Annotated in this window: 25 protein-coding genes; 6 read left to right on the top strand and 19 right to left on the bottom strand. The window is 40.6% G+C overall.

Annotated elements, in window-relative coordinates; all coding sequences use genetic code 11:
* Positions 1–254 precede the first annotated feature (254 nt).
* From guaA to MHI16_RS03395, 5 genes are all read right to left on the bottom strand, one after another.
* Complete coding sequence (gene guaA / locus MHI16_RS03415; RefSeq protein ID WP_342498088.1) at positions 255–1796, bottom strand: glutamine-hydrolyzing GMP synthase; 1542 nt, start codon at positions 1794–1796, stop codon at positions 255–257.
* A 186-nt stretch (positions 1797–1982) separates the two neighbouring features.
* Positions 1983–4187 (bottom strand): transglutaminaseTgpA domain-containing protein, encoded by a 2205-nt coding sequence (locus tag MHI16_RS03410; RefSeq protein ID WP_342498087.1) that lies wholly within the window; start codon positions 4185–4187, stop codon positions 1983–1985.
* 9 nt (positions 4188–4196) lie between these two features.
* Complete coding sequence (locus MHI16_RS03405) at positions 4197–5282, bottom strand: DUF58 domain-containing protein (RefSeq protein WP_235567083.1); 1086 nt, start codon at positions 5280–5282, stop codon at positions 4197–4199.
* A 101-nt stretch (positions 5283–5383) separates the two neighbouring features.
* A complete protein-coding gene (locus MHI16_RS03400; RefSeq protein ID WP_058015550.1) occupies positions 5384–6346 on the bottom strand; it encodes a MoxR family ATPase in 963 nt (320 codons plus the stop codon).
* 103 nt (positions 6347–6449) lie between these two features.
* Positions 6450–7349 carry a cation diffusion facilitator family transporter gene (locus tag MHI16_RS03395; protein WP_044141457.1) on the bottom strand — a complete coding sequence of 300 codons (900 nt, stop codon included), beginning with the start codon at positions 7347–7349 and terminating at the stop codon, positions 6450–6452.
* 482 nt (positions 7350–7831) lie between these two features.
* Here MHI16_RS03395 and gabP point away from each other — a divergent pair, with 482 nt between their 5' ends.
* The 3 genes from gabP (at position 7832) to MHI16_RS03380 (ending at position 11510) form a co-directional block, all read left to right on the top strand.
* On the top strand, positions 7832–9220 hold the full coding sequence (gabP, locus tag MHI16_RS03390) for a GABA permease (RefSeq protein WP_058015551.1): 1389 nt from the start codon (positions 7832–7834) through the stop codon (positions 9218–9220).
* 97 nt (positions 9221–9317) lie between these two features.
* Positions 9318–10847 (top strand): multicopper oxidase domain-containing protein, encoded by a 1530-nt coding sequence (locus MHI16_RS03385; RefSeq protein ID WP_342498086.1) that lies wholly within the window; start codon positions 9318–9320, stop codon positions 10845–10847.
* A 288-nt stretch (positions 10848–11135) separates the two neighbouring features.
* Positions 11136–11510, top strand: coding sequence for a carboxymuconolactone decarboxylase family protein (locus MHI16_RS03380; RefSeq protein ID WP_058015553.1), 375 nt, complete (start codon positions 11136–11138; stop codon positions 11508–11510).
* On the opposite strand, the gene MHI16_RS03375 is transcribed toward MHI16_RS03380, so the two are convergent.
* From MHI16_RS03375 to MHI16_RS03365, 3 genes are all read right to left on the bottom strand, one after another.
* Positions 11490–11612 carry a hypothetical protein gene (locus MHI16_RS03375; protein WP_257474570.1) on the bottom strand — a complete coding sequence of 41 codons (123 nt, stop codon included), beginning with the start codon at positions 11610–11612 and terminating at the stop codon, positions 11490–11492. The genes MHI16_RS03380 and MHI16_RS03375 overlap by 21 nt on opposite strands.
* Before the next feature lie 114 nt (positions 11613–11726).
* Positions 11727–12776 carry a hypothetical protein gene (locus tag MHI16_RS03370; RefSeq protein ID WP_342498085.1) on the bottom strand — a complete coding sequence of 350 codons (1050 nt, stop codon included), beginning with the start codon at positions 12774–12776 and terminating at the stop codon, positions 11727–11729.
* 73 nt (positions 12777–12849) lie between these two features.
* Positions 12850–13218, bottom strand: coding sequence for an RlpA-like double-psi beta-barrel domain-containing protein (locus MHI16_RS03365; RefSeq protein WP_003213878.1), 369 nt, complete (start codon positions 13216–13218; stop codon positions 12850–12852).
* 209 nt (positions 13219–13427) lie between these two features.
* On the opposite strand from MHI16_RS03365, the gene MHI16_RS03360 reads away from it, so the two are divergent.
* Both MHI16_RS03360 and MHI16_RS03355 read left to right on the top strand, forming a co-directional pair.
* Positions 13428–14102 carry a hypothetical protein gene (locus MHI16_RS03360; RefSeq protein WP_061406969.1) on the top strand — a complete coding sequence of 225 codons (675 nt, stop codon included), beginning with the start codon at positions 13428–13430 and terminating at the stop codon, positions 14100–14102.
* 320 nt (positions 14103–14422) lie between these two features.
* Positions 14423–14890, top strand: coding sequence for a hypothetical protein (locus MHI16_RS03355; protein ID WP_061406967.1), 468 nt, complete (start codon positions 14423–14425; stop codon positions 14888–14890).
* A gap of 45 nt (positions 14891–14935) precedes the next feature.
* Here MHI16_RS03355 and MHI16_RS03350 read toward each other — a convergent pair whose 3' ends face one another.
* The 5 genes from MHI16_RS03350 to MHI16_RS03330 all read right to left on the bottom strand — a co-directional run bounded on the left by MHI16_RS03350 (position 14936) and on the right by MHI16_RS03330 (position 17388).
* Positions 14936–15352, bottom strand: a complete 417-nt coding sequence (locus tag MHI16_RS03350) for a hypothetical protein (protein WP_058015556.1) — start codon at positions 15350–15352, stop codon at positions 14936–14938.
* A 169-nt stretch (positions 15353–15521) separates the two neighbouring features.
* The gene (locus MHI16_RS03345; RefSeq protein ID WP_058015557.1) at positions 15522–16133 is read right to left on the bottom strand and encodes an FMN-binding negative transcriptional regulator; all 612 of its coding nucleotides are present in this window, start codon (positions 16131–16133) and stop codon (positions 15522–15524) included.
* 20 nt (positions 16134–16153) lie between these two features.
* Positions 16154–16672, bottom strand: coding sequence for a GNAT family N-acetyltransferase (locus tag MHI16_RS03340; RefSeq protein ID WP_058015558.1), 519 nt, complete (start codon positions 16670–16672; stop codon positions 16154–16156).
* Between the two features lie 22 nt (positions 16673–16694).
* The gene (locus MHI16_RS03335) at positions 16695–17147 is read right to left on the bottom strand and encodes a MarR family transcriptional regulator (protein WP_058015559.1); all 453 of its coding nucleotides are present in this window, start codon (positions 17145–17147) and stop codon (positions 16695–16697) included.
* 115 nt (positions 17148–17262) lie between these two features.
* Positions 17263–17388: a hypothetical protein gene (locus tag MHI16_RS03330; protein WP_268467507.1), complete on the bottom strand. Its 126-nt coding sequence runs from the start codon at positions 17386–17388 to the stop codon at positions 17263–17265.
* A 488-nt stretch (positions 17389–17876) separates the two neighbouring features.
* On the opposite strand from MHI16_RS03330, the gene MHI16_RS03325 reads away from it, so the two are divergent.
* Positions 17877–18212 (top strand): YolD-like family protein, encoded by a 336-nt coding sequence (locus MHI16_RS03325; protein WP_322000661.1) that lies wholly within the window; start codon positions 17877–17879, stop codon positions 18210–18212.
* Between the two features lie 171 nt (positions 18213–18383).
* On the opposite strand, the gene MHI16_RS03320 is transcribed toward MHI16_RS03325, so the two are convergent.
* The 6 genes from MHI16_RS03320 to MHI16_RS03295 all read right to left on the bottom strand — a co-directional run bounded on the left by MHI16_RS03320 (position 18384) and on the right by MHI16_RS03295 (position 24694).
* Positions 18384–18848, bottom strand: a complete 465-nt coding sequence (locus MHI16_RS03320; protein ID WP_322000662.1) for a hypothetical protein — start codon at positions 18846–18848, stop codon at positions 18384–18386.
* 178 nt (positions 18849–19026) lie between these two features.
* Positions 19027–19842, bottom strand: a complete 816-nt coding sequence (locus tag MHI16_RS03315) for an N-acetylmuramoyl-L-alanine amidase (protein ID WP_322000663.1) — start codon at positions 19840–19842, stop codon at positions 19027–19029.
* Between the two features lie 55 nt (positions 19843–19897).
* On the bottom strand, positions 19898–20161 hold the full coding sequence (locus MHI16_RS03310; protein ID WP_111927167.1) for a phage holin: 264 nt from the start codon (positions 20159–20161) through the stop codon (positions 19898–19900).
* Between the two features lie 19 nt (positions 20162–20180).
* The gene (locus tag MHI16_RS03305) at positions 20181–20459 is read right to left on the bottom strand and encodes a hemolysin XhlA family protein (protein ID WP_251191563.1); all 279 of its coding nucleotides are present in this window, start codon (positions 20457–20459) and stop codon (positions 20181–20183) included.
* 64 nt (positions 20460–20523) lie between these two features.
* Positions 20524–20724 (bottom strand): hypothetical protein, encoded by a 201-nt coding sequence (locus MHI16_RS03300; protein ID WP_342498084.1) that lies wholly within the window; start codon positions 20722–20724, stop codon positions 20524–20526.
* 1 nt (position 20725) lies between these two features.
* A complete protein-coding gene (locus MHI16_RS03295) occupies positions 20726–24694 on the bottom strand; it encodes a phage tail spike protein (RefSeq protein ID WP_322000666.1) in 3969 nt (1322 codons plus the stop codon).
* Between the last annotated feature and the right edge of the window lie 18 nt (positions 24695–24712).

The raw sequence follows: 24712 nt of genomic DNA, 5'->3' as shown, positions 1-24712 counted from the left end.
ATGGTGCAGTGTGGATCTACGGGATGGATTTCAATTTCAGCCATTTGTAATACCTCTCCTTAAATCTCAGCCATTAATTATTTATGATTATATTTTATTATTTCCGTTATAAATATACAACAAATACTATTAATTTCAATATTTAGGTTGAAGTGAAAGACTTGGTGGGGAACTATATAAAAACAAGCCTATTTTACAGCTTTTAACTCACAATAAACACTGTAAAATAGGCTTTTTCAATTCATTTTAGTTTCTTACTCCCACTCAATCGTAGCAGGCGGCTTACTCGTAATATCATACACCACGCGGTTCACATGCTTCACTTCATTCACGATACGATTGGAGATCTTTTCAAGTACATCCCAAGGGATTCTTGCCCAGTCACTCGTCATACCGTCAATAGATGTAACAGCACGGATACCGATTGTGTAATCGTATGTTCTTGCGTCACCCATGACACCTACGCTGCGGATGTCTGGGAGAACCGTGAAGTATTGCCAGATGTCGCGCTCAAGGCCGAAGTTGGCAATTTCTTCGCGTAGAATTGCATCCGATTCACGGACGATTTCTAGTTTTTCTTCAGAAATTTCACCTAGTACACGGATACCTAGTCCTGGACCTGGGAATGGCTGTCTCCAGACGATGTCGTCAGGAATACCCAGCTCTGAACCTAGGGCACGGACTTCATCCTTGAATAGCGTGTTCAAAGGCTCAATCAATTCGAACTGCATGTCTTCTGGAAGACCACCTACGTTGTGGTGAGATTTGATTGTTTGTGCCGTTGCTGTTCCGCTCTCAATGATATCTGTGTAAAGTGTTCCTTGTGCTAAATAGTCGATTCCTTTTAGCTTGTCCGATTCATCATCGAATACATAGATGAATTCGTTACCGATGATTTTACGTTTTTGCTCAGGATCAGACACACCTTTTAGCTTGTTTAAGAAGCGATCTTTTGCATCTACTTTAATCACGTTCATGTTGAAACCTTCGCTAAATGTCTTCATAACCCCTTCTGCTTCGCCTTTGCGAAGAAGACCGTGGTCAACGAAAATACATGTCAGCTGATCACCAATGGCTTTGTGAATCAATACCGCCACAACAGATGAATCTACACCACCGCTTAGTGCGCACAGTACTTGTTTGTCTCCTACTGTTTCACGGATTTTCTGCATTTCGATTTCAATGAAGTTCTCCATTGACCATTTGCCATCACAGTCACACACGCCGAAGACAAAGTTTTTCAATAGGTCATTTCCGTACTCAGAGTGACGAACCTCTGGGTGGAACTGAACACCATAGAAATTCTTCTCAGCTAAGCTCATCGCTGAGTTTGGACAATGTGCACTTGTTGCATCAACTGTAAAGCCTTCTGGTACTTCAACAACGAGGTCACCATGGCTCATCCAAACGACTTGATCAGTCGGAAGGTCTTTAAATAAAGCAGGCGTTCCATTAATGTGGATATCTGCTTTTCCGTATTCACGCTGGCTTGCCGCTTCTACTTTCCCGCCTAAATAGTGAGTCATAAGCTGCATGCCGTAGCAAATGCCTAGAACCGGAATGTCTAGATCAAAAATCTTTTCATCACAGCGGAAAGATCCTTCATCATAAACACTGTTTGGTCCGCCAGAAAGGATGATTCCTTTAGGCGCCATTTCTTTAATTTCTTCAGCAGTTAAAGTGTGCGGATGAAGCTCACTGTACACACCAAATTCACGAATACGGCGTGTGATCAGCTGATTGTACTGACTGCCGAAATCTAGAACCAAAATCATTTCATTTACTAAATTTGTCATGGTGTCACCTCTATGTCCAATATATTTTTTTATAAACGCACAGAAAAAATGAGAGGAGAAAACCTGCTCTCAGTGTGAATCACGCTTTTGAAGCGCCCAGACTCACATCCGAACGCTTCAATTTCATGTATTTTAGAAGGTTTTAATATTCACCTATTCTAACAACAGGAAGGTACGGGGTCAAGACTATCTCCTGTTTATTAAATTTTCCCATAACTTTGCGGATTGCCCCCAAAGCACCGACGCATCCTCTCGTCGATAGAGTGCCCGCTCATAGAGCTGCGTCAACTCTGACATCCGATGATCTCCATCCTTGTCATCGATCAAAGAAGCGAATTCTCTTAGCGTCATGCCAGGTTTTTTCTCAATTCCCCTGCGCTTCAGCTGCTTTAATAGCGCAGCATACGCATAGAAGAATGCTTCCTCCTCTGGCAGACGTTTCACCTTTCTCACAATAAAGAATGGCAGCCATCTTGCTCTGAATCGATAAAGCATCCAGCTGATCAATCCTAGAAGGATCATAGCTCCTGCCGCAAAACCCAGGATTGAACCAACATGTACCATATTAGGCTTCGCTTGCGCTGTTTGTTTCTTTGGTTCAGCCGTCTGCGCTGTCTCCTGCTGCTGCGGCTGTTCGGCCTGCTGATCTTCGCTTGCATCGGAGCTAGACTGATCTTCTTCCTTTTGATCATCATCTGCTTGATCACTTGAAGCCGATTCATTTGTAAAGGTCTCTGGGTTCGTAAAACCTTTTGTCGGTTCGAAGGTCACCCAGCCTCTATTTGGAAAATACACCTCTACCCATGAATGCGCATTGTTATTGGTCACTTCATACACATTATTTCCATCCATCTGTGTTTCATATAATTGACCTGACGTGTACCCTTTCACCCATCTCGCCGGAATCCCAATCGAACGAAGCAGTACAATCATAGAGGTTGAAAAGTTATCACAGTAGCCGATCATCGTATCAAACAAAAATTGATCCACATAATCTTCTTGACGACTAGGCACAGCGACATTTTGCGTTTCATATGAAAACTTCGCAGACCCTAAGTAATCCTCAATCGCTTTAGCCTTATCGTACATATTATCCTTCGTTTCCGTTAAGCTGTTTGCCAATGTTTTCACTCGCTCTGGCAATGAGGAAGGAAGCTGTAAGTATTCACGGCCAACCTCCTGATTGACCTGCTTCTTTGTCGGAACTTTGATTCTCTGCAAATCCTCAAGGATAAATGTAGGAGACAAAAAGGTGACTTGGTAGTTCCCTAAATTTTTCGGCGGATTTTGAACGGATGGGACGATTTTCTCCGTTTTCCCCATCATTTGCAGCGGAATGTTTTCCATTGGCGTCAGTGTGATTGTCCCAATCGGATAGACGGCATGATTAAAACGATAATTCGATTCCATATCGACTCTCGTTTCGTGCATCTCTGTTTTTACACGCTCGGTAAACCAGCGATTCGGCACACTGTCCTCTTTTAGCCGCGTAGGTTTCGTATCATTTGAGGCATCCTCCCAGCCCTTTCCGGTGTAGATGCTCTTTGTTTCGACACGAAAGTAGGAGGGTTCCTTCCCGCTCCATTTAAAGACCGGTGTGCGGTCCTCACTAAATGGTCCGCCAAGCGACGAATCATCTGTACTATATCCCACCTTATTCTGTCCGGCAGAGCCATCTTGATTCGTCACCGCCTTAAAAAATGGGACAGGATCAGGCCATTTCGGATCAGACTTTGGTAAAGAAGCGCCGAGTGTCGCTGACAGAAGAACAAGCGCCAGCATAGGCAAAAACCACTTTAGACGCGCCTTCTGTGATACCCGGATGCCTTCAGCAGAACGCAGTCGATCGAAATACAGCAACCCAAGCAAACAAAAACCAAACACCATAATACGAACGATCGCAAAGGTTGCATCATATGGCGTAAACGTATCCAGAATCGTGACATACACAATCGTCATGAGTAAAAAGAAAAAGATACGCTGCTGATAGACCACCCAATAATGAAGCAAGTAGACAAGCAGCCATAGCAAAATATAAAACAATAATGTGCGGAAGGAGGGATACATGTCACTCCACATACCTGTGCTCATCAAGGTGATATTATCTTTGATATCAGCAAATAATGGAGCCGGATAGCTTGGCTCTGCTTGATAAAAGATCAAATATAAGGCGAGCAAAATCAAGCCAGTACAAATAGGAAACGTCACATACCACTTCAAACGAAAGAATGTAAACAAACATGTAAGCCCTATAAAAATGATGAAATAAGACGTATGACTCGTCTCTGTAAAATCTTGAAGCGGTCGAAGCCATTCCCAAAGCAGCAGGAATGCTACAGCATAATAGATGAACAACTCAAAACGGCTTTGCCGCTGATGCGTATGCAGCATAAATGTTTGTCACCTCACAGTTCTTTCGTGCAGCCGGTCTTCAAATAAAACGGTCGTGCGTATTCCAGATGCCTTGAGCCGGTCTACAAGCTGTTTTTCTTTTGTCGTGAATCGATCCACGGCTCTCTTCACTAAAAGAACAGTGATGTTCTTTCTGTTTCGATTTCCAAAGAGGCTCGCAGCAAGCTCTTCATGCAGATGACCCGTAATGACATATTTTCCAGAGTATTGGTACTCACTCGCTGCGAACGCTTTATATTCGAGTACGCGAGAAGGATGATGCTGCACCCTTGTTAAAAAGTAAAGCATGTCCTGCAAATGAGATTCCCCTTGATCCACTCGAAAGACACGCTGATCACCAAGTGGGACAAGGCCTGCCGGAACCCCTTTTTTCACTGCCGATTGGAGGACAGACGCTGCAATAGACACGACGGTCTCAAAAACCGCTTCATCGGTAAAATCAGCAAACACGACAAGATCCTTTGTTTGATTCTGTTCAAACTCCTTCGTCATGAGCTGACCTCTTCTAGCTGTCGTCTTCCAGTCCACCCAGGCAAAACGGTCGCCTTGCTGATATTCCCTTACACCTGTTGTCACATGGGTCGGTTCATTTAACCACGAGCGAACCGCTTTGCCTCCATTTTCATTCAATGACTCAGCAGACTCCACCTGAAGATCGAGCATTTTCGGATAAACAAGCAGCTTTTTTTCTAACGGGATGATGACTTCTTTCTCCACAAAACCAAACATATCACCCGTTTTGATTCGAACTGCTGACAAATGATGTTCCCCGCGCATGACATCATTCAATTGATAGGAAAAACGCCACGTTTTCCGAAACCAAGGAAACAGTATTTGCTTCATTTCAATTTGTTCCTGTAAATGAAAGGTGTCTGGCGGATCCTCCTCAATCAAGACGTAAACGTATGGAAATAGATTTGTCCGCTTGATTTCAAGGTCAACAGGCAGCACGTCTCCCGCCTTCAAGTGAGTTTGTTGTAATGTCCTTTTCGCAGTCACTCTCAGCGGAACAAGCGCAAACAGCAAAGCATACAATGCATATGGTAAAAATGCATAAAAAAGGAACCAACTCACAAACCCTCCTTGAAACATGGCATAACAAAAGACTGCGGCAGTGAGAATGATGAGCATCATCACCCGTAACCATAATGAAAAAGCGAAACGATGACCTAATTTCATTGACTCATCGACTTTTGAACTGGCACGCCAATTTGCTCAAGCATTTGTCGCAGCAGTGTCTCCGCCTTCTTCCCTTCATACGTCGCTTCTGATGTCAAAATCATTCGATGCGGTAATGTATAAGACGCCAAATACTGTACATCATCAGGAATCACATAATCTCGCCTGTTCAACAGCGCATACGCCTGAGCCGCTTTCATAAGGGCGATCGATCCCCTTGGACTCACACCTAGATAAACAGATGGATGCTGACGTGTCGCCTGTGCAATTTCCACAATATATTCTTTAATGGATGCATCCACATGAATGGTCTGAACCGCTTGCTGCAGCGCATGGATATGATCCTTTGTCATCACTGCCTGGAGCGTATCAATCGGGGACTGCTTCTCCTGCAAGTTGAGTACCTCCAGCTCTTCCAGCATGGTCGGATACCCCATTTGTAGCTTGAATAAAAAACGGTCCATTTGCGCTTCTGGCAGTGGATAAGTCCCTTCATATTCCACTGGATTCTGCGTAGCCATGACGAAAAAAGGATCAGCAAGCAGCATTGTTTCTCCGTCCACTGTGACACTGCCTTCCTCCATCGCTTCGAGCAATGCAGACTGTGTTTTTGGAGAGGTCCGGTTGATCTCATCAGCCAAAATGATCTGTCCCATAATGGGACCTTGCCTAAATTCAAATTCATTTGTCTTTTTATTATAAATCGACACACCTGTTACATCAGATGGCAAAAGATCAGGAGTGAATTGGATTCGCTTAAACTCACAGCCAATCGATTTTGCCAAAGCACGAACCATCATCGTCTTCCCAACACCAGGCACATCCTCTAGCAGCACATGCCCCTTCGCCAAAATCGCAACAAGGCTTAATATCGCAATGTCTTTCTTCCCAACCATGACTTTATTGATGTTATCTACGATTTTTTTTAAATCTGAATGCATTGGTTCATCAAATGCCATCCTGATCCTCCTATCACGTTTCCGTTAAATTTCATATAGTCTAACTTTACCATACAACGCGCAATTGCATAAAACATCAACACGTAGAAAAAAAGAAGCCTTCTCACGATGGAAAAGACTTCTTCTCTTCTTTTGGCTCACCTGCTGGCTCCATATGAACATGAGAGTGAAGAATATCATGTTCCTTCTTCATTCTACGTTCGATCTCATCTGCAATATCATGGCTTTCTGCAATGTTCAAGTGCGGCTCGACCTCCACTACTACATCCACATGGACCGTGCTTCCGAGATACCGTGCCTTAATATCTTTCAAATCGCCCACCCCAGGTGTTGCTTCAATGGTCTCTTTATATTTGGACATATCTTTTATATGAAAACCGTCCGTTAACGAATGAGAAGCATCTCTGAAAATCTCCCACGCCGTTTTACAAATAATGAGGCCAATCACAAACGCTGCAAGCGTATCAATCCATGCCAGTTGAAATTGAGAGGCGATAATCCCTACAAATGTTCCGATACTCACATACGCATCTGATTTATTATCAGCTGCTGCTGCATGAAGAGCCTGGCTATTGATCCGTTTGGACAGATTGCGGTTGTAAATATACACACCATACATCACCACAGCACTTCCTGCTGCCGTCCAAGCTGCGATCATATCGGGTGTTTGATGCTCAGACGAGAAGAGCGACTGGCCTGCACTCAGCAGAACCTGAAGTCCAACAAGCATCATAATAAAGGACGCCACAAGAGACGCAATATTCTCTGCTCTAAAATGACCGTATGGATGATCTTCATCAGGCGGTTTTTGAGAAATACGAAGTCCAATCAATACTGCAAGGGATGCAATAATATCCGTCGTATTATTCAATCCATCTGCCGAAAGGGCTTCTGAATGAAACGTATACCCAATCAGAAGTTTCACCGCAGATAAGATCACGTAGGCAATGATGCTGACCCAAGCACCTGTTTCACCTTGTCTTAATTCGTTATAGCGCTCCATGTCGAACCGCGCCTCCTCACACATCACTTTTCTATTATTTATCTTACAAAGCAAAGCCCGTGTGGGTCTACAGCAACATGATTCGCTTGTGTCAGCAAAATAGGATACATAGAAATGTGTTGACCTAAGTAAACTTATTTTTATAAGGTCAATTGACCTCAAGACCTACTCCCATCAACCTTTTTCCAATTCACTCTGCGAGGATCATATGGGCAATATCACTCTTACTAATTAATTGTCAGAATAATTTTATTTTAAGACACAACTTCTCTTCATCCGATCTTATGCTATTTTTAAGAATGAACAGAGGAAAAAGAGGGAACATAATCTCTCAAATCCTTTATACTTTTTAACATCATGTTAAGAGGTTTGAAATGTCAGTTTGATAACCTGTCCAATGCTGAATGACAATTCAGTGTGATAAAATTTAAAATATTCTAAAAACAAATTCTCTATCAGGAGAAATGTTTGGAGGTAAAGACATGTCCAACATGACAAACGGTCTTCAAAAAAATCTTAAAACAAGACATATTTCAATGATCTCCATTGCTGGGGTTATTGGCGCAGGGCTATTTGTTGGTAGCGGCGCTGTCATTCATTCTGCAGGGCCTGGATCCATTCTTTCCTATTCTTTTGCCGGACTTCTCGTGATCTTTATTATGAGAATGCTTGGAGAAATGGCATGCGCCTATCCGACAAGCGGTTCCTTCTCACAATATGCGAGCGACGCCATCGGTCCATGGGCCGGTTTTACAATTGGCTGGCTTTATTGGTTCTTCTGGGTGATTGTCATCGCCATCGAAGCCATTGCTGGTGCTGCCATTATTCAGTATTGGTATGGAGATGCACCTGTTTGGCTCACAAGTCTTATCCTCACGATCCTCTTAACATTAACAAATATCTTTTCTGTTAAATCTTTTGGCGAATTTGAATATTGGTTCTCATTAATAAAAGTCGTCAGCATTATTCTCTTTCTACTCATCGGTTTTGCATTTATCTTTGGTTTTGGTGGTCATCATACTGTCGGTCTTGCTAATTTAACGGGGAACGGCGGTTTCCTTCCAAATGGATTCAGCTCTGTTTTACTCGGAATTGTCGTTGTCATCTTTTCCTTCATGGGAACCGAGATTGTGGCAATAGCGGCCGGAGAATCAGCAGACCCGGTCAAGTCTGTGACAACAGCTACCCGCTCTGTTGTATGGCGTATTATCATATTCTACGTCGGATCAATCGCTGTCGTTGTCACCCTGCTTCCATGGAATTCAGCAAGTATTTTAACAAGCCCGTTCGTTGCGGTATTAGAATACATCGGGGTTCCATCAGCCGCTCAAGTCATGAACGTCATTGTTTTAACAGCCGTTCTATCTTGCTTAAACTCCGGATTGTACACAACGTCCAGAATGCTTTATTCATTGGCAGAAAGAGGCGAAGCACCGAAACGCTTTATGAAAATCAGCAAACGTGGTGTTCCTGTAGCGGCTACAGTTGCTGGCACCTTCTTTTCCTACATTGCCGTCATGATGAACTACTTTTATCCTGAAACCATCTTTTTGTTCTTAGTCAATGCATCTGGTGCGATTGCCCTTCTTGTCTACTTGGTCATTGCTGTTTCACAATTAAGAATGCGCCGTAAAATCGAAAAAGAAAATCCAGAACAACTCAAAATCAAAATGTGGCTGTACCCATATCTCACGTACTTTACCATTTTGGTCATTTGCGCCATCTTGGCATCAATGCTGTTTATCGAATCAATGAGACCACAGCTCATTTTGACAAGTATCATTACCTTCGGTGTGCTTGCTGCTTATTTCATCTTTAAACCGAATAAAAAGGTGCCTGCAAATGCAGCGCTTGAAAATAAACATCCGTAATGTTCCCGCTGAAAAGCGGGTTTTTTATTTTATTCACCTATTTTCATGTCCGCACTTATACTGTATCAAATTGGATTTTAAGTGAGGATTAGATAACATGAACCTAGAAAAATTTGTTGACGAGCTACCAATTCCAGAAGTTGCGGAGCCCGTCAAAAAGAACCCAAGACAAACGTATTATGAAATCACTATGGAGGAGGTATTTCTAAAAGTTCATAGAGACCTACCCCCAACCAAGCTATGGACCTATAATGGCAGTTTGCCTGGTCCAACCATTCATGCGAATCGAAATGAAAAAGTCAAAGTGAAATGGATGAACAAATTGCCACTTAAGCATTTTCTACCGGTCGATCACACCATTCACGAAGGCCATCATGATGAACCAGAAGTCAAAACCGTCGTTCATTTACATGGAGGTGTCACACCAGCAAGCAGTGACGGCTATCCAGAGGCTTGGTTTTCACGAGACTTTGAAGCAACCGGCCCCTTCTTTGAACGAGAAGTGTACGAATACCCAAATCATCAGCAAGCCTGCACATTGTGGTATCACGATCATGCGATGGCATTGACACGACTAAATGTGTACGCCGGTTTAGCTGGGTTTTATTTGATCTCAGATGCATTTGAAAAGTCCTTAGAGCTGCCGAAAGATGACTATGACATTCCTTTAATGATTATGGACCGTACGTTTCAGGAGGATGGCTCTCTGTTTTATCCAAGCAGACCAAACAACACGCCAGAAGAGAGTGACCTACCAGATCCGTCCATCGTGCCCTTCTTTTGCGGAGAAACCATTTTGGTCAATGGAAAAGTATGGCCGTATTTAGAAGTAGAACCACGAAAATACCGTTTTCGTATTTTAAATGCATCCAATACAAGAACTTACGAGCTGCATCTAGACAACGATGCGACGATTTTGCAAATTGGATCTGATGGCGGCTTTTTGCCAAGACCTGTTCACCATCAATCCTTTAGCATTGCTCCTGCTGAGCGATTTGATGTCATCATCGATTTTTCGGCTTACGAAAACAAAACGATCATCCTTAAAAATAAAGCCGGCTGCGGACAGGAAGTAAATCCTGAAACAGATGCCAACATCATGCAATTTAAAGTCACACGTCCGCTAAAAGGAAGAGCGCCTAAAACATTACGGCCTATTTTCAAACCGCTTCCACCGCTTCGTCCTAGTCGAGCTGATAAAGAGCGCACGCTCACTCTTACGGGTACACAGGATAAATACGGCCGCCCCATTTTATTGCTGGATAACCATTTTTGGAATGACCCCGTCACGGAAAATCCTCGGCTGGGCAGTGTAGAGGTTTGGTCCATCGTCAATCCAACAAGGGGTACACATCCCATTCATTTACATCTTGTTCAATTTAGGGTGATAGACAGAAGACCATTTGATACAGAGGTCTATCAATCGACAGGAGACATTGTGTATACAGGACCGAACGAAGCCCCTCCTTTACATGAACAAGGCTACAAGGACACCATTCAAGCGCATGCCGGTGAAGTCATTCGAATCATCGCTCGCTTTGTTCCATACAGCGGCAGGTATGTGTGGCATTGTCATATATTAGAGCACGAAGATTATGACATGATGCGGCCGATGGATATTATTTAGTAACATGAAACCGATCCCCCGTCACATACGTAAAAACATGTATTGAGTAAATCATTACGAAGGGCTAACAGACAGCGATATATTAGCCCTTTCCTTCCTTTTCATTGAATCATTCTAAAATAAAACAAAGCATGACTTAAAATGGCATTTATTTGTACATTCAACACTTAAAAAGTTGACGCAGCAAACCGATAATACTACTATATACCCATTGCATGTATCAAAAGGCACATTTGCCACAATGAACGAACAAATGGAAAATTGCGATAAAAAACGGAGGAGTTCAATTTGAATGAAGAAAAAGAGACTTGCCAGATCACACAAGAAACAGCGGCAGGTAACATAGAGAAGCTTTCAATTCAGAAAAACGAGAGCATTCGGTCAAATATTGAACAGCTAACAATTGAACTCGGTGAACAAAAAGAATTCAACCACTTCATATTAGATGAAAAACAAAAGGCCATCAGCACATTATCTGCCCTCATTACAAAAGGCGATTGTGATGAAGAATTAAAGACTCATTTTGAACAAGCATTACATATCGGACTTTCTGTCATAGAGATCATGGAGATTATTAAGCACTGTACAAAAGTTGCTGGATTCCCTCACTCCATCAATGCCCTGTTTATCTTTCAAAACTTATTAGACAATAACACCAAATAAATCAGTGAAAACGAGAAGCCATCTGTCCTCTCGTTTTTTATGTCCATTCATATTACTCTCTTTCTTTTCCTCTGTCACATAAGCAAAATACGAAAATACCACACATTTCCCACCTTAAAAACTGATTTTCCTTACATAAATTCCTCAATTTCTGCAACATGTCAAACGACAAAATAAAAAAACGTCCAGTTATATAAAAATAACTGAACGTACCTTTTATCGATTGACAGTGAAATTGTTAACAATCCCGCCATCCTTCTCCCATGCGGCTTCCACTGTTTTTTTCTTGATATCGTATTCAAAAATCGTTCTTACCTTTGCTTTTCGTCCGGTGTCATCCTTTAATTCCTTTGCGTTTTTAGCAACACCTAAGAAATAAACAGAAGACCCATCCGTAGAAAATTGCGGCTGTGCGGCACTTAAAATATGCACATCCTTACTGTTCTTAACAAGTGTTGCCTGTTTTCCTGTTTCTACATCTAGCATTTTAATAGAAGATACTTCTTTTTCATTTCGCACCTTCACTTCTGTATAAATCAATGTCTTATGATCTGGTGAAAATGAAATATCATTAATCGTTTGCGAGATGCGTGCAATTCGCTTCCCCTTCGCGCCTGTTTGAAGGGTGATTTTCATGGTCGTTGGTTCAGGATCTCTTCCCTTTTCATTCGCTTCGTCGGTTTTCTTGTAATCTTCTTTTAACGAATAATGCTGGATTGCCAGAAGGTTTGACGCCGGATCATATGCAAAAGAACTTACCGTGTCATCCTTGCTTTTTTCTGGATACAATACATTCACTTTGTGTGTGTTGACATCAAACATAGCGACATAAAATTGTTCCCCAGAATTCTTATTATACCTAAGATATAACTGTTTCCCGTCTCCAGACAGCCTCATACTGTCGATGGAATCATCACTCGTAAATAGCGTTTTTTCTTCATCCGTTTTTACATTCAATTCTCGAATACTCACTTTTTGCGTGTCTTCATCCGTATACGTGTAATATAAAAGCTGTTTCGTAGAATCATAAGCAATCGAAGGATATGCTGTCAGTTTCTCCGTATGAAGCGCCCGGTCATGCAGATAATACGTATTGTTTAACTGTTGATCTGTAAATGAAACGAGTAATTCGTCTTTTGCATTCTGATTTGTTTTCACTTTTCCCGCATGCTTCGTCTCTTGATCCGGCTTCATCATAAAGAAAATGACGGCCGCAATCACTGCGACTCCGATGACCGTGATGATCCACCATGTTGATTTTTTCATTGCCTTTCAGACCCTCTCTACAAGAAAAGAAGCCAGAAAATGAACTTTTCCCGCTTCTTTGCATGCCTATGTATTAATAAGTGTAATGTCCTTTTACGACACCTTTACTTGTTTTATACCCAAGTGCTTTGAATGCTTTTGGACTAACGTCTAATACAGCGTTTGGCATTCTACCTACATCATATTTATATACTGTAATCACTTTATGTGGTTTCGCTTTTGTTGTCACTCTTAATTTTGTACCTTTTTTCGGTACGTCAAATCCCATTTTAGTTGCTGCATCCCAATGACCGAGTTTTTTTCCATCTGCGCCTTTTTTACCGACACCATTATACCAAGTAATATTGCCGCTTACTTTTTTTGCACTTGCTCCATGTGAGAAACTAAACGCCAAAAATAAACTAGCTACTGTTACGATTGTCGCGATAAGCTTTTTATTCATTAAAAAATCCTCCGTATTTGGTTTCTGAACTCATTATACATGAAGATGCACCCTTTTATTTTACAGACACGTTACAATTCGAATACAAGTTGACCACTTTTCGACCGGTTTTTTTCATAATTAATACCAAAACCATCCATAAAATTGTAAGTAGATCCCTCCTTTCATTTTATATAATGAAAGTGAATCCATTTTAGGGAGGAATTTTCATGAAAAAGTGGTTTATCGTTTTGAGTGTAGGTTTGGCCTTCGTTTTGATGCTATCAAGTATTCCCGCCTCTGCAGCTGGTCCTCGTCACGGCGCGATTGTGACACAAACGGATGAGGCCAAATGGTCAGGTATCTCGGCTGATATTGTGCTGCCGAAAACAGCTACCATTAAAAATGGCTATGCGGACTGGTATCTCGGCCTCGGTTCTGCCGTTGTTGAAAGCGGTATTTCAAAAACGTCTTCTGGCTACAAGGTCTTTCTAGGCAGCGGCTCACAAGGCGGCAGCAAATACTGGAACAGCGAATACGATAAGAGCATTAAGGATGGCGCACGCGTCAACTTAAAGCTCATCAATAATGGTGATGGCACAGTGTCACTATACGTCAATGGGACATTGCGCTATAAACAGCCTGTTTACAACCCTAGCCGTCTGAAAAACCTCGATGTCGTCAAGATGGTACACGGTGTACAAGATAATGGTACAAACAGCTACTCACAAGCAAGCTTCTCAAATGTACAGCTTCGTGCAAATACTTCAGGAAGCATCTATAAAAAATGGGATGGATCCATCAAATCATCGCTTTTACGTAAAAATTTAGAGTCTGGTGCTGCGACTCCAAAATTCACCGTCATTTCTTCTGTTCCATTAAGTACAAGCCTTTCAGCACAATAAGAAAAAAAGCGCCCTTTTTGGGTGCTTCAGATTGTTGACAAAGGGCTAAAATGAACTTTATTTTAGCCCTTTGTTTTCTTTTCAGCGTGATAGAAAACCTTTGAAGTCTAGGAAGGACGAGCATCGGAGCGGAGCGAATTTGACATTCGTGAGCACCGGAGCGCAGACCTGACAACGAATGCGAAGGTTTGTCTACACGCTGAAGCGCCCTTTTTGGGTGTTTTTTATTGTTCACAGCATATCAACACTTCTCTTTTAATCAAATCAAGGATTCGTGGTAACATAAACATACATACTTCGAAGAAAAAAGGAGAACGAACGTGAAAAAAAATCTACTTGTTTTCATGAGCCTAGTTGCAAGTCTCTTCATGCTAGCAGCTTGCTCAAATACGGCAAACGAACAAAAAACAGAAACGAAGGCACTTCCAACGATTAATGAACGTATTCAAAAAGAAACGAAAGAAGTGATGGAGCAGTCTAAACTTATAAAAGACACGGATATCACTGTTGATCAACAGAAAAAAGTCATTTCTTTAAATGTAACAGCTTCTTCTGATACCAATAGTGATTACGCTGAAGTCATCGGTTTAAACTTTGCCAAAACGCTGGCCATTGGGGCATCAACTGAAAAAGAAAACAACCTGCACAAACCTGAAAATGACAGTCTTGGCGCCCTCTATTCCTTTTACGACCTAAACATCACCGTGAAACAAGAAAACGGTAAGGTGCTGGCAAAGGGAACGAAAAAAACAAATGAAACAAAGATCACTTGGGAAAGAGCCCAATAATTTAGAAAAGCTTGTAGAGGATCGCTCTACAAGCTTTTTTCAAGTTTATACAAACAAATCGTCTCTCATCGCATCGACCAGTGTGTGAATATCTGAGTGAGTCCATGATGCTAATCGTACCAACAAATCATCTATACACTCATACAAATGATGTTCCCTCAAAATATACTCCTTATAAAATGGAATGACAAAGAAATAGAGCAAATCAGCCAATTCAAGCGCAACGATATCGTTATCCTCAACTTCTAACGCCTGTCCAACACGTTGAATCAGCCAATGCAAATCTGCTTTCTTTTCAATCGGAACATACATCAGTTGATGAATATTATCCGTATCCTTCATTTGTAAAATCCGCTCAGCCGCTTCCTTTGACAGCGCCCCAATTTCTGTAGAAGATATATTAACAACCGCTAATTCATCCTCTGATCTCACTTGATTCATTTGCAGCAAGTTTTGGTCCATCTTGACTCACTCCCCATTTCTCAGATACTTTTATTATAAGGAATCGATCTGATTTTTTATGGAAATAGTGGATTTTTTTATGTAATTTTAAAGAAAATGTGACATTATAAGCCAAGTTTCTCATTTCTCTCAAAACAAAATAGCACTCTTGATCATAAGAGTGCTTTTCTCATACATCCTTTACTCCCTTTTTCATTGCCTCAGCCATTTCCACGTCACCCTCTGCTTCCAACTTTTCAATGATGTGAGCATAATCCCTTTCATTGCGATTTTGGCTTATTTTAAAAGCAGCCTGAACTTCATCAATGATGATTTTAAAGCCTACAATGCCTTTCATTTGTTTCTCTAACAATTCATCAGACAACGTATGCCATAACACTGGTTGTTCTCTATGGCTTTCGTATGTCTCCAGCATCGTTGTTAATTCTTTGACCAGTTCCGATTTTTCAAGCAGTTTAGCCTTTCCATAAACATGAACAGCTTGGTAATTCCATGTCGGTACTGCTTCTTTTTCATACCATGAAGAGGATATGTAGGCATGCGGCCCTTGAAAAATCACGAGCACCTGCTCATTCTCTTCAAACGTTTTCCACTGAGGATTTCCAATGGCCATATGCCCTGAGATCACAAACGAATCTTCAATTTGAAGAAAACTCACTGGAATATGTGTCGCAATGGGCTTTCCATCCGTCGTGGTCACAACTGTTGCAAATGAATGTGATTGAATAAATGCTTTTACTTCCTCCATATCTTTCACTTGAAAAAATGATGGAATATGCATGTTCCCTTCCCCCTTTTTGATCAGCTAAGTGTTTTGGTCATAATGAGGTCCAATTGTTCTTCGTCTCCCAAAAGGAAGGCGTGCACCCCTGTTTGAACAAACCCAAGCTTTTGATAAAATGCGATGGCCGCTTTGTTGTGCTCCCACACGCCAAGCCAAACATCACGTTTATGATATTCCTTCGCGATCTCAAAAGCTTGATTGATTAAATATCGGCCTAATCCTTGTTTTTGAAAGGACTGCTTGATATAAATTCTTTCAATCTCTAACGCTTCACTTCCCATCTCTTCTGACTGCGCATCCTCCATATTGACCTTCAAATAACCAGCAACTTCGCCATTCACTTGAACAAAATAGAACTGTGAAAATGGATGATGTAATTCTTTTAACAGCTGGTTCGGATGAAAGGCTGTCTTTACGTAAGCATCGATATTTTCAGCTTCGTTTGGATCCTGAAAGGTTTCTTTAAACGTGTCGCTGCCGACTTTTTGCAGCTCTTTTACATGCTGATCATTACATGGAATAAAAGTAACGGTCATTGAAGTTATCACTCCTTATCATTTAGTAGCGTCTCTTATTTCCTTTTTTCACATAATCCCAATCTTTTTCGATATTTTGTCTTATCCTGTGGAGATACTCATTTATCTGTTCCACTTCCTCTTCAGAAAATCCATCCAGCGCTACTTGATTCGAGTAATCATGTTCTCGTTTGATCAGTGGATATATGATTTTCCCTTTATCGGTTGGAAACAGCTTTTTGATTTTTTTATTCACCGGGTCATCTTTCTTCTCAATAAAACCATGAAGCTCTAGTTTTTTGATAGCACGAGCAGCTGTTGTTCGATCCACCTTGATCATTTCCGCTAGCTTTTCCTGAATGATGCCCGGCTCCTCACAAATACGCACAAGATACAAATACTGCCCCTTCGTTAAATCGTACTCTTTAAATTCAATATTACTAATAGAATCAAGCGCCCGAGCAATAACGCCGATTTCCCGTAAAATCTCTTTCATTTATCACGACTCCCTTTTGTTGCATTTACAATAAATTATTAAAATTAGTATAGTTCATTAATGTTGTATTTGCAATAAAAAACCCACTTCCTCTGTAGAAGTGGGTTGCAACCTCTTATTTATCACGCTTTTTCGATCCAAACAACCCAAACACGACGGCCAGTACAACAATAATCGCTACCCAAGTAGTAAAGCCCATGTGATCACCGCTTTTCTTTTTAAAATCATTCAAACTCTTCACTTAAGAAAAAGTTCCCAAAATCACTATCTCTTATGTTAACGAATGAGAAGCGGTGAAGGTTTCAATTCATCAACATTCTTGACCAAATGAAGACATAACAAAAACCCCTATATTTCAAGGGGTTTTCGAGGGTGTTTACATCATTCCACCCATAATTCACCCTGTTTTCGCGGGATTTCCGTCTCTTTCATTCAAGGGTTTCCTTGATAAAAAACAACAATGATAAAACAAGAAAACACCGCATTTTTTCGCATTTGAACGCAACTTTCGTTATTTTTGTGTTATTTTCAAAAAGATAACAAAATAACAAAAAAGAACTGTCTTTCGCAAGACAGTCGCACTTGTGAGTAATATAAGAAGAAGTTAATCATTGAAATATACGAATTTTTTTAATACCTGTTTCCGCAGGTTAAACCGTATATTTTAATTATACACCACATTTAGACACCAAACAAACATTCGGTTATAATCTCTATTGAGGTGATACTGTGTGGGATGAAAGAAAAGATCAGAATAGATGGCAGATGAAATTCATCTTGCCAGAACATAATGAGGCATTAAGACAACTGCATCTTTCAAAAAAGAAAATTGAACAGCCGATTCTAAGTCCCGAGCAATTAGAAGAATTTGAATACATCATTGCAACCGCAATGAGTGAGGACATGCCCCTCAATTTTGAGTTATTCGATAATGGGTTTGTCAGAGAAATTTCGGGGCGAGTTGTATACGTGGACCACATAAAGAAACTGTTTCATGTAAAAGATAGCCGTTCTGATACAAATTTAATAAAATTTGCAGATATACTTAATGTAAAAATACTTTAAATAAAAAGGCCGTCCTTCTAGGCGGCCAATAAATTTCATTTGTTAATGTTTTTCTTTAAATCCTCAATTTCATTTTTGAGGATTTTATTTTCTTTCTTTATTTTTGAAACCTCAACGACTGTAAATAACAAAGTTGCAACTATAAGTAAAATCAAAATATACTCAAACATGTTAAATATCCATATAGTAGTCATCAAAGCCAAATGTCGCAGCAATACCTATTACCGGTACTAATGCAGCTCTGAAACCCCATCTGTGTTTTTTATAAGTTGATTTCGTCAACTGCTTGCGCTTGTAAAGTTGATTGGCGATATAGCGACCAGCAGCATATCCACTCCCCACAATTGCGGTCATCCCTGTAATTATACCGATCACAACAAGTATAGGATTATGTACTGTGGCTTTATCTTCTTTGTCAAAAAGACTGTCGATTTTAAAGATGTCATTGTCAGTTAGGCCAAGCTCTAACGCACCTTTATATAATTCAGGATCGTTTTTTGTAAATGATTCAGACGGTGTTTTTTGTTCATATTGCGGCTGATTAGCTTTTGCCTCTGCAAACTCTCCAAGCGTACAGGAGATACCCAACGCAGCTACAATGGATAATGAAATTCTTGTTATCCATTTTTTATTCAAATCAAACCCTCCCCTTTTTAATCCCATCAAGCATAACTTAAAATATACAGTAATTTCCATAGTTACAAATAACCGAATAGTGAAGGTGGATTAGTAATAAAGTATGTAATTTACGACAAACAAAAAAGCCCCCATCCATTAAGGACAGGGGCTAATTTCTTTTCCTATAGTCATATGTCTATAGATTTTTATTTAATAGCTTTTCTAACGCTGCTTTTGTCTTCGGTCCATATATGCCGTCCGCCGTTAGGCCGTTCATTAATTGGAATCGTTTGACCGCATTCGCCGTTTTCGGTCCATAATAGCCGTCAATACCGTTGTTTTTCGCGCCCTTATCAGGATAGAAGAAAAGAGCGGCTAGGGCTTCCTGTACGGCTTTTACTCCCGCTCCCTTCGTTAATGGCTTGGTTACTTTTAAAATGCCAGAAGGCAGGTTGTATGCCTTTTTAGCAGGCTTGGAAGCTGGTTTTTTGGATGGTGATGGTGTTGCCTTCGTTGGTTTTGTAATTGTTTGCTTCACTGTACCAGCTAAAACCGCCTTATAATCAAAGACAGGACACGCTTTCCAAGAATAGCCCGGAAACTCATTATGACCTCTTGTTCTTTTGTAGTTCGGCATATCTTTCTTCAATGCCGTTACTAAAGCTCTGAAACTCGTTTCCTGTGCTGCTGTCGGCTTTTCACTTCTGAAATCGCCCACAAGACAAATGCCGATAGCGAAGCGGTTTGAGTTACCTACATGATAAGATTTGATTCCTAGATCATGATTCCATTCAATGGTACCGTCTTTGAGAATGACAAAATGATAGGCTACACCCGGCCAACCATTAGTGCCTACATGATAGTTTGCAAAAGCTGCGCTGTTTCCCGATGTTGTTAAGCTATGATGTACCGCGATGTCCGTTTTTGCATTGACACCCACATTTGAATAGCTCCCGTTCCTTTTTGTTTTTCCTCGAAGATCAACAAGCTTGCTTAATTGTCTAAAATTCATTTGCGTTCTCCCCATTCGTTTAATGGAATACAAAAAGCCACCCCGAAGGCGGCTTCTATTTTGTTAAACCTTTTTGCTTCAATACTTCCTTTTGTTGCTTACCTTTTGATGTCACATAGTTGTTCTTAAACCATGTGATAAGCGTCATAACCGTTGTAAAGAGTGTTGAGAAAGCAACATATAAAACGTCGGCTAAATTATTCACAGACTCTTCATCCAATGGTAAAGGAGTTTTACCGAACATAACTAAAAACTGATTGATCAAAGCAACTAAAAGAAGCACTGTTCTTATCACAGTGCCTTTGTCTAAATTCTTCATATTCAATTCCCCATTTCGTTTATTTTTGAATGAGCGTGTACACAAGGGCAATTCCTCCACCAATTACACCCGTGCAAACAGCGGTTATCATTGCCCCTGTGATTGTTCTCTTAATCCATGTTGTGTTTTCTTCAATTTTATTAAGCTGATTGTTCAAACTTATAATTTGCTGATCATGCTTGTCTTGACCTCTTTCAAGTACAGAAACACGTTGTTCCAAAGCTTTTTGACTGGTTTTTAATTCAGACACATCTTTTTGTATAATGTTCACATCATTAACCTCCGTCATCCCTGACATGAGTTAGCCCCCCTAGTCCTATTTCAAGTTCCTCACCTCCTTAAAGAAGGCAAAATAAAAACGCCTATTCAGCGTGGTTTGAATCGTTTTGTGTATATTTAAGCAATTCCTCTTTCAGCAGCTTGTTTTCATTGTCGCAAACTGTAAATTGTGCTCTTGCTTCCGCAAGTTCTAAATGCGCTTTTGTTAGCTGCTCCGATAAAGCCATTGCTTTATAAAAAAACAACTCTTCTTTTTCTGTAAGTTGTTGTTGTTGTTGTTCCATCTCAATTCCCCATTTCTTTTATTTGATTTTCTAAGACATACACCTTATCTTTCAATTCCTTAACTATTGGAATTAATAAGGCATACAAACGGTCATACATAACGCCTTCGATTTGTCTCTCTCCGTTTTCGTCTGGATCACTCCAGAATAGATATTCCTTCAATCCCGCTTCGTAAAGATCCTCGGCTATTAAACCCGGCACTCTTTCAAGATAAGGTCTGTCACCATCATCTGAACTGTTTGACTCAAGTATTTCTGCATATGATTCCGCAACTTGTTTATCAAACCATGTTTTAGGTTTCAACTTCAAGATATTTTGCAGCTTGTCGTCAGGGTATTCCTCGATGTTTATTTTGTACTTTTTCGATGAAACAACACGGCCCAAAGTTCCGTATTGTGTTATATATACATTTGCCGACCCTGTGTACATTCTAAAGTATATATCTTCTGACCAGACACGCTTTCCTGTGTTATCCCTTCCGAGAAATAATGATCCGTTCCATCCCCCTCCATCCAAAGAAATTCCACCATCTTTTTCTGCCTGCCCTTTTATTGAAACGCGACCATTGTAAGCAGATATATTGATTCCTTTGTCACCGTATATATCAGTTCTTATTCGGCCATTCATCCAAAGGTATCCCTCTGCAAATAAACTTATATCCTCGTCTGCTGACAATGAAGCATATTGTTTTACTGAAACACTATAAGATTTTAATGAAGCCACATGCCCCGTTTTTAATCCATTAAATGCAAAACTTGGTTCTCCACGATTTAATTCAACACTAACCTTGAAGACCACTTCATCATTTTGTGAGAAGATCATATGAGTACCACTACTGCCCACGCCGAAATCATTAGGAACCCCCGGATTAGTCTCTATTCTTAACTTATGTGAAATGTTTTCATTTCTAGGGTTCGCTGCTGCAAATAAATTGATTCCACCTCTTTTTATATCAACGGTACTAATCGGTTCTTGCGTCTCATTTTCACCAATTCTATTTCCATATTCTTGTGAAATCAGGCCTGATTGGATTGTGAGTTTCTCATATCTTTTAACAGTGACATCATATATAGTTTTTCTGTATTGATAAATTTTATCGGCTTCAATGAAGGATTCAAATGCAGTTGACCCCGAAATAGGTTCAATCCTTGCCCCTCTAATAAGTGAACCCTCAATCGTGATCCCTTTAATCGTGCCAGCTGTGATTTTGTCCGCAGATAGATTGGCTATTTTGGCATTTGTAATGGCACCATCTGTGATGTGCGCCGTGTCAATTATCGCTGTGCCTAAATGTGCTTTTTGGATTGCGGCATTTTGAATGGCTGCCGTTCCAATCGCAGCATCATTTACGTGCAATGCTGTCACTGATTTTTCGGTAAGCATTACATCATAGGGGCTTGCTGACCATTCTTTCACTTCGTTCCCTGATCGCAACTGGACATTGCGAATATCGAATGAAACAGACGTCACATCTAAAGTTTCAATACCCTCCACAGTTGTTGCTGATCTTGTGACACTGCCTATAATTGTATCTTGTGAATTAGGCGTAAAATTGACCCATGTAGAATTATTGTTGTATTGCCATTGAGAGCCGTTATATCTCACTACTCTGAAATCGTATGTTTGTACAGTGACACCACTTGTAAACCTTGAATTATCTGATCCAGTAAACATCAAAAAGGCATTGGTTTCAGTAGAATTTGCCCCTGTACCTTCTAAATTTGTGCTAATTTCGGTGCTTCCCTTTGGAAATTTGTAAATAGTTCCGTCTGGCGTTGTAAAAGAAGCATTTTCACCGAAGATAACTTGAATTTCCCCCGGATTATACGAAGCAGTGAAGTTCATATTTTTTAAAAACTGTATGTCTCTTACTGCTCCACCACGTTGTACCCCATTTACTGTTAGAGCAGGTACCTTTCCACCTAAACCAGCTATTAGAATGTAATAGTCAGAATTTGTTTTGCCAGTAAATTCGAAAGGAATATCATATCTCACAAATTCTTCTTCTGGATAATTGGTTATGTCCGTGTATGGTGATGGAATCAGCACACTTTCCGTACTAGTAGCAGTTGTATTTCTTCTTGCGTAAACATAATTAAAGTTATCCATCAAACCTCTTTTTGCTTCGAATGACAAGATATATTGTTTTCCGTTTGTTAATTTCAATGCCTTTCTTTGACCCGTTATAATCCCCACAGCATTGAAAGTTGAATTTCTCATGACAGTAACAATATTAGATCTTTCATTTTCCTTGAAGAAAAGAAAGCCATTATTCACCGACGTTAAATCACTTGAGCGCAGAAGTGACCCCGGTAATATATTTGAATTCTCAATGTCCGTGTACAGTTTTTCAGCCGTTACTGACAACGAAGCCAGTTTATCTGCTGTGACAGCACCGAACATAATATCATCGGTAAGGATTCTCACCGTCTTAGCTTCATATTCTTCTGACCAATCGCTGGCCGTCCCATGTGTGTTTATGGTTCTCAAGCGGTAATACCATACTTGATCAGCTTCCACGCCGTCTTGATGATGCCAACCACCTGTTTTACCTCGGAAAATTAGCTGTGCAGCTGTAGGTGTAAATCCCTTGTTTTGTGATGCGTACACTTCATACGCAGCTATAAAGGATCTAGGGTTATAATCCCATGTAAGTGAAATCGTCTTGTAAAGACCTTCTACTTTGATATTTGCTGGACGTGGCGGCTTTGTATTAGGAAAACTGCCATCCGTCACGTTGCCCGCTTCCGGCTTTCTTTCCCAAGTACCACGATTACTATCAATTATCTTTTGCAGCTGCTTTACTCGATCATCACCCTGTAAGGCTGACAAGAACTGTCCTATTTCAACCACACAAGTATTTTCAGGATCAGTAATGTCATATTCCATTGAGATAATGCGCTGTGATGTTTCAATAGGAATAGCAAAATTGCGGTCAATAGCGATGGTTGTATCTCCAAGATCGACATGCTCATGTTCATACCCCTCAACGCCTTCAAGTAGCTTAACCGATAATTCATAATTGACTTCTGTTTTTGAAGCGACAGTAATTAAATGATTGTAAGTTGCTTTCAACAGCTCTTCTTCATCTTCTATATCTTCATCACTGAAAATGCCTTCTCTATGGATTAATGATCCATTTTTCAATCGGCCGTATTTTTGCAATAAAGCGGGATCGCCTACCCACTCTTGGCCTTTTGGTTTATCTACTGGATCACCATTTGACTTTTTCCACTCAACTTCCGAAAAATCAATGAAACGGGAATAACCTCCTGTTTCTTCTCCGTCATCGTCAGTCGTTTCCAATGATGCACCATAACCATACAATGCCGTCTTCGGATAGCTGATCACAGTGCGTCTGATACTTTCTGTGTCTTTGTCAATTTCAAACCGCTTGCCGCTGTCTTTTCCTCTGCGTGATAATACCTTGATCGTGCGTTTGTTGATGGTATTTCCGTCAAACTCCACAACGTCTTTGAATTCGCCACCCCATTTGTTCAAGACGTCGCTTAAACATTCAAGAGCAGTCATTTTATAGAATGATGTCGAGTTTAGTCCTAGCTCGGCGGTCACTTCTGCGGTCCATCGGGTTCTTTCAAATACTTGATCAAGAACATACTGCGCCGTTTTATCTTTTGGCCGCTTCTCTTTAATGATTGTTTCAGCCAATTCCATCATTGCGGCTTCACATGTAACGAGCGTATTAATTTCGGAACCATCATCTGTATCATCAAGCTCTTTTATAACAAACGCCCGCAATTCGCCGTCCTTATCTCGGAACACGACTTGATTCTCTTCAAACAGATACTTAGCATCTGGATGTGAAGCATCTGCAATAAAAGAAAAAGAAGAACCCAAGTTGAGTTCTTCTTTGTATTTAGCATCCCAAAAATTACACGAATCCTGTCCGTCACTGGACAGAACAGCCAAAAGTTCATCTTCTGGCGATAAAATGAATATCTCAGCCATGACGGACCCCCTTTCTTA

The sequence above is a fragment of the Bacillus sp. FSL K6-0923 genome (assembly GCF_038630825.1).
GTDB classification, from domain to species: Bacteria; Bacillota; Bacilli; order Bacillales; family Bacillaceae; genus Bacillus; species Bacillus pumilus.
The sequence above is the reverse complement of the archived record's forward strand: the minus strand, read 5'-3'. Positions and strand labels throughout refer to the sequence as shown.

Excerpts from the sequence above, each read along its gene's own strand:
- guaA (WP_342498088.1), bottom strand. The coding sequence starts at position 1,796 with ATGACAAATTTAGTAAATGAAATGATTTTGGTTCTAGATTTCGGCAGT.
- MHI16_RS03410 (WP_342498087.1), bottom strand. The coding sequence starts at position 4,187 with ATGCTGCATACGCATCAGCGGCAAAGCCGTTTTGAGTTGTTCATCTAT.
- MHI16_RS03400 (WP_058015550.1), bottom strand. The coding sequence starts at position 6,346 with ATGGCATTTGATGAACCAATGCATTCAGATTTAAAAAAAATCGTAGAT.
- MHI16_RS03395 (WP_044141457.1), bottom strand. The coding sequence starts at position 7,349 with ATGGAGCGCTATAACGAATTAAGACAAGGTGAAACAGGTGCTTGGGTC.
- gabP (WP_058015551.1), top strand. The coding sequence starts at position 7,832 with ATGTCCAACATGACAAACGGTCTTCAAAAAAATCTTAAAACAAGACAT.
- MHI16_RS03385 (WP_342498086.1), top strand. The coding sequence starts at position 9,318 with ATGAACCTAGAAAAATTTGTTGACGAGCTACCAATTCCAGAAGTTGCG.
- MHI16_RS03370 (WP_342498085.1), bottom strand. The coding sequence starts at position 12,776 with ATGAAAAAATCAACATGGTGGATCATCACGGTCATCGGAGTCGCAGTG.
- MHI16_RS03365 (WP_003213878.1), bottom strand. The coding sequence starts at position 13,218 with ATGAATAAAAAGCTTATCGCGACAATCGTAACAGTAGCTAGTTTATTT.
- MHI16_RS03360 (WP_061406969.1), top strand. The coding sequence starts at position 13,428 with ATGAAAAAGTGGTTTATCGTTTTGAGTGTAGGTTTGGCCTTCGTTTTG.
- MHI16_RS03350 (WP_058015556.1), bottom strand. The coding sequence starts at position 15,352 with ATGGACCAAAACTTGCTGCAAATGAATCAAGTGAGATCAGAGGATGAA.
- MHI16_RS03345 (WP_058015557.1), bottom strand. The coding sequence starts at position 16,133 with ATGCATATTCCATCATTTTTTCAAGTGAAAGATATGGAGGAAGTAAAA.
- MHI16_RS03340 (WP_058015558.1), bottom strand. The coding sequence starts at position 16,672 with ATGACCGTTACTTTTATTCCATGTAATGATCAGCATGTAAAAGAGCTG.
- MHI16_RS03335 (WP_058015559.1), bottom strand. The coding sequence starts at position 17,147 with ATGAAAGAGATTTTACGGGAAATCGGCGTTATTGCTCGGGCGCTTGAT.
- MHI16_RS03315 (WP_322000663.1), bottom strand. The coding sequence starts at position 19,842 with ATGAATTTTAGACAATTAAGCAAGCTTGTTGATCTTCGAGGAAAAACA.
- MHI16_RS03310 (WP_111927167.1), bottom strand. The coding sequence starts at position 20,161 with ATGAAGAATTTAGACAAAGGCACTGTGATAAGAACAGTGCTTCTTTTA.
- MHI16_RS03305 (WP_251191563.1), bottom strand. The coding sequence starts at position 20,459 with ATGTCAGGGATGACGGAGGTTAATGATGTGAACATTATACAAAAAGAT.
- MHI16_RS03300 (WP_342498084.1), bottom strand. The coding sequence starts at position 20,724 with ATGGAACAACAACAACAACAACTTACAGAAAAAGAAGAGTTGTTTTTT.
- MHI16_RS03295 (WP_322000666.1), bottom strand. The coding sequence starts at position 24,694 with ATGGCTGAGATATTCATTTTATCGCCAGAAGATGAACTTTTGGCTGTT.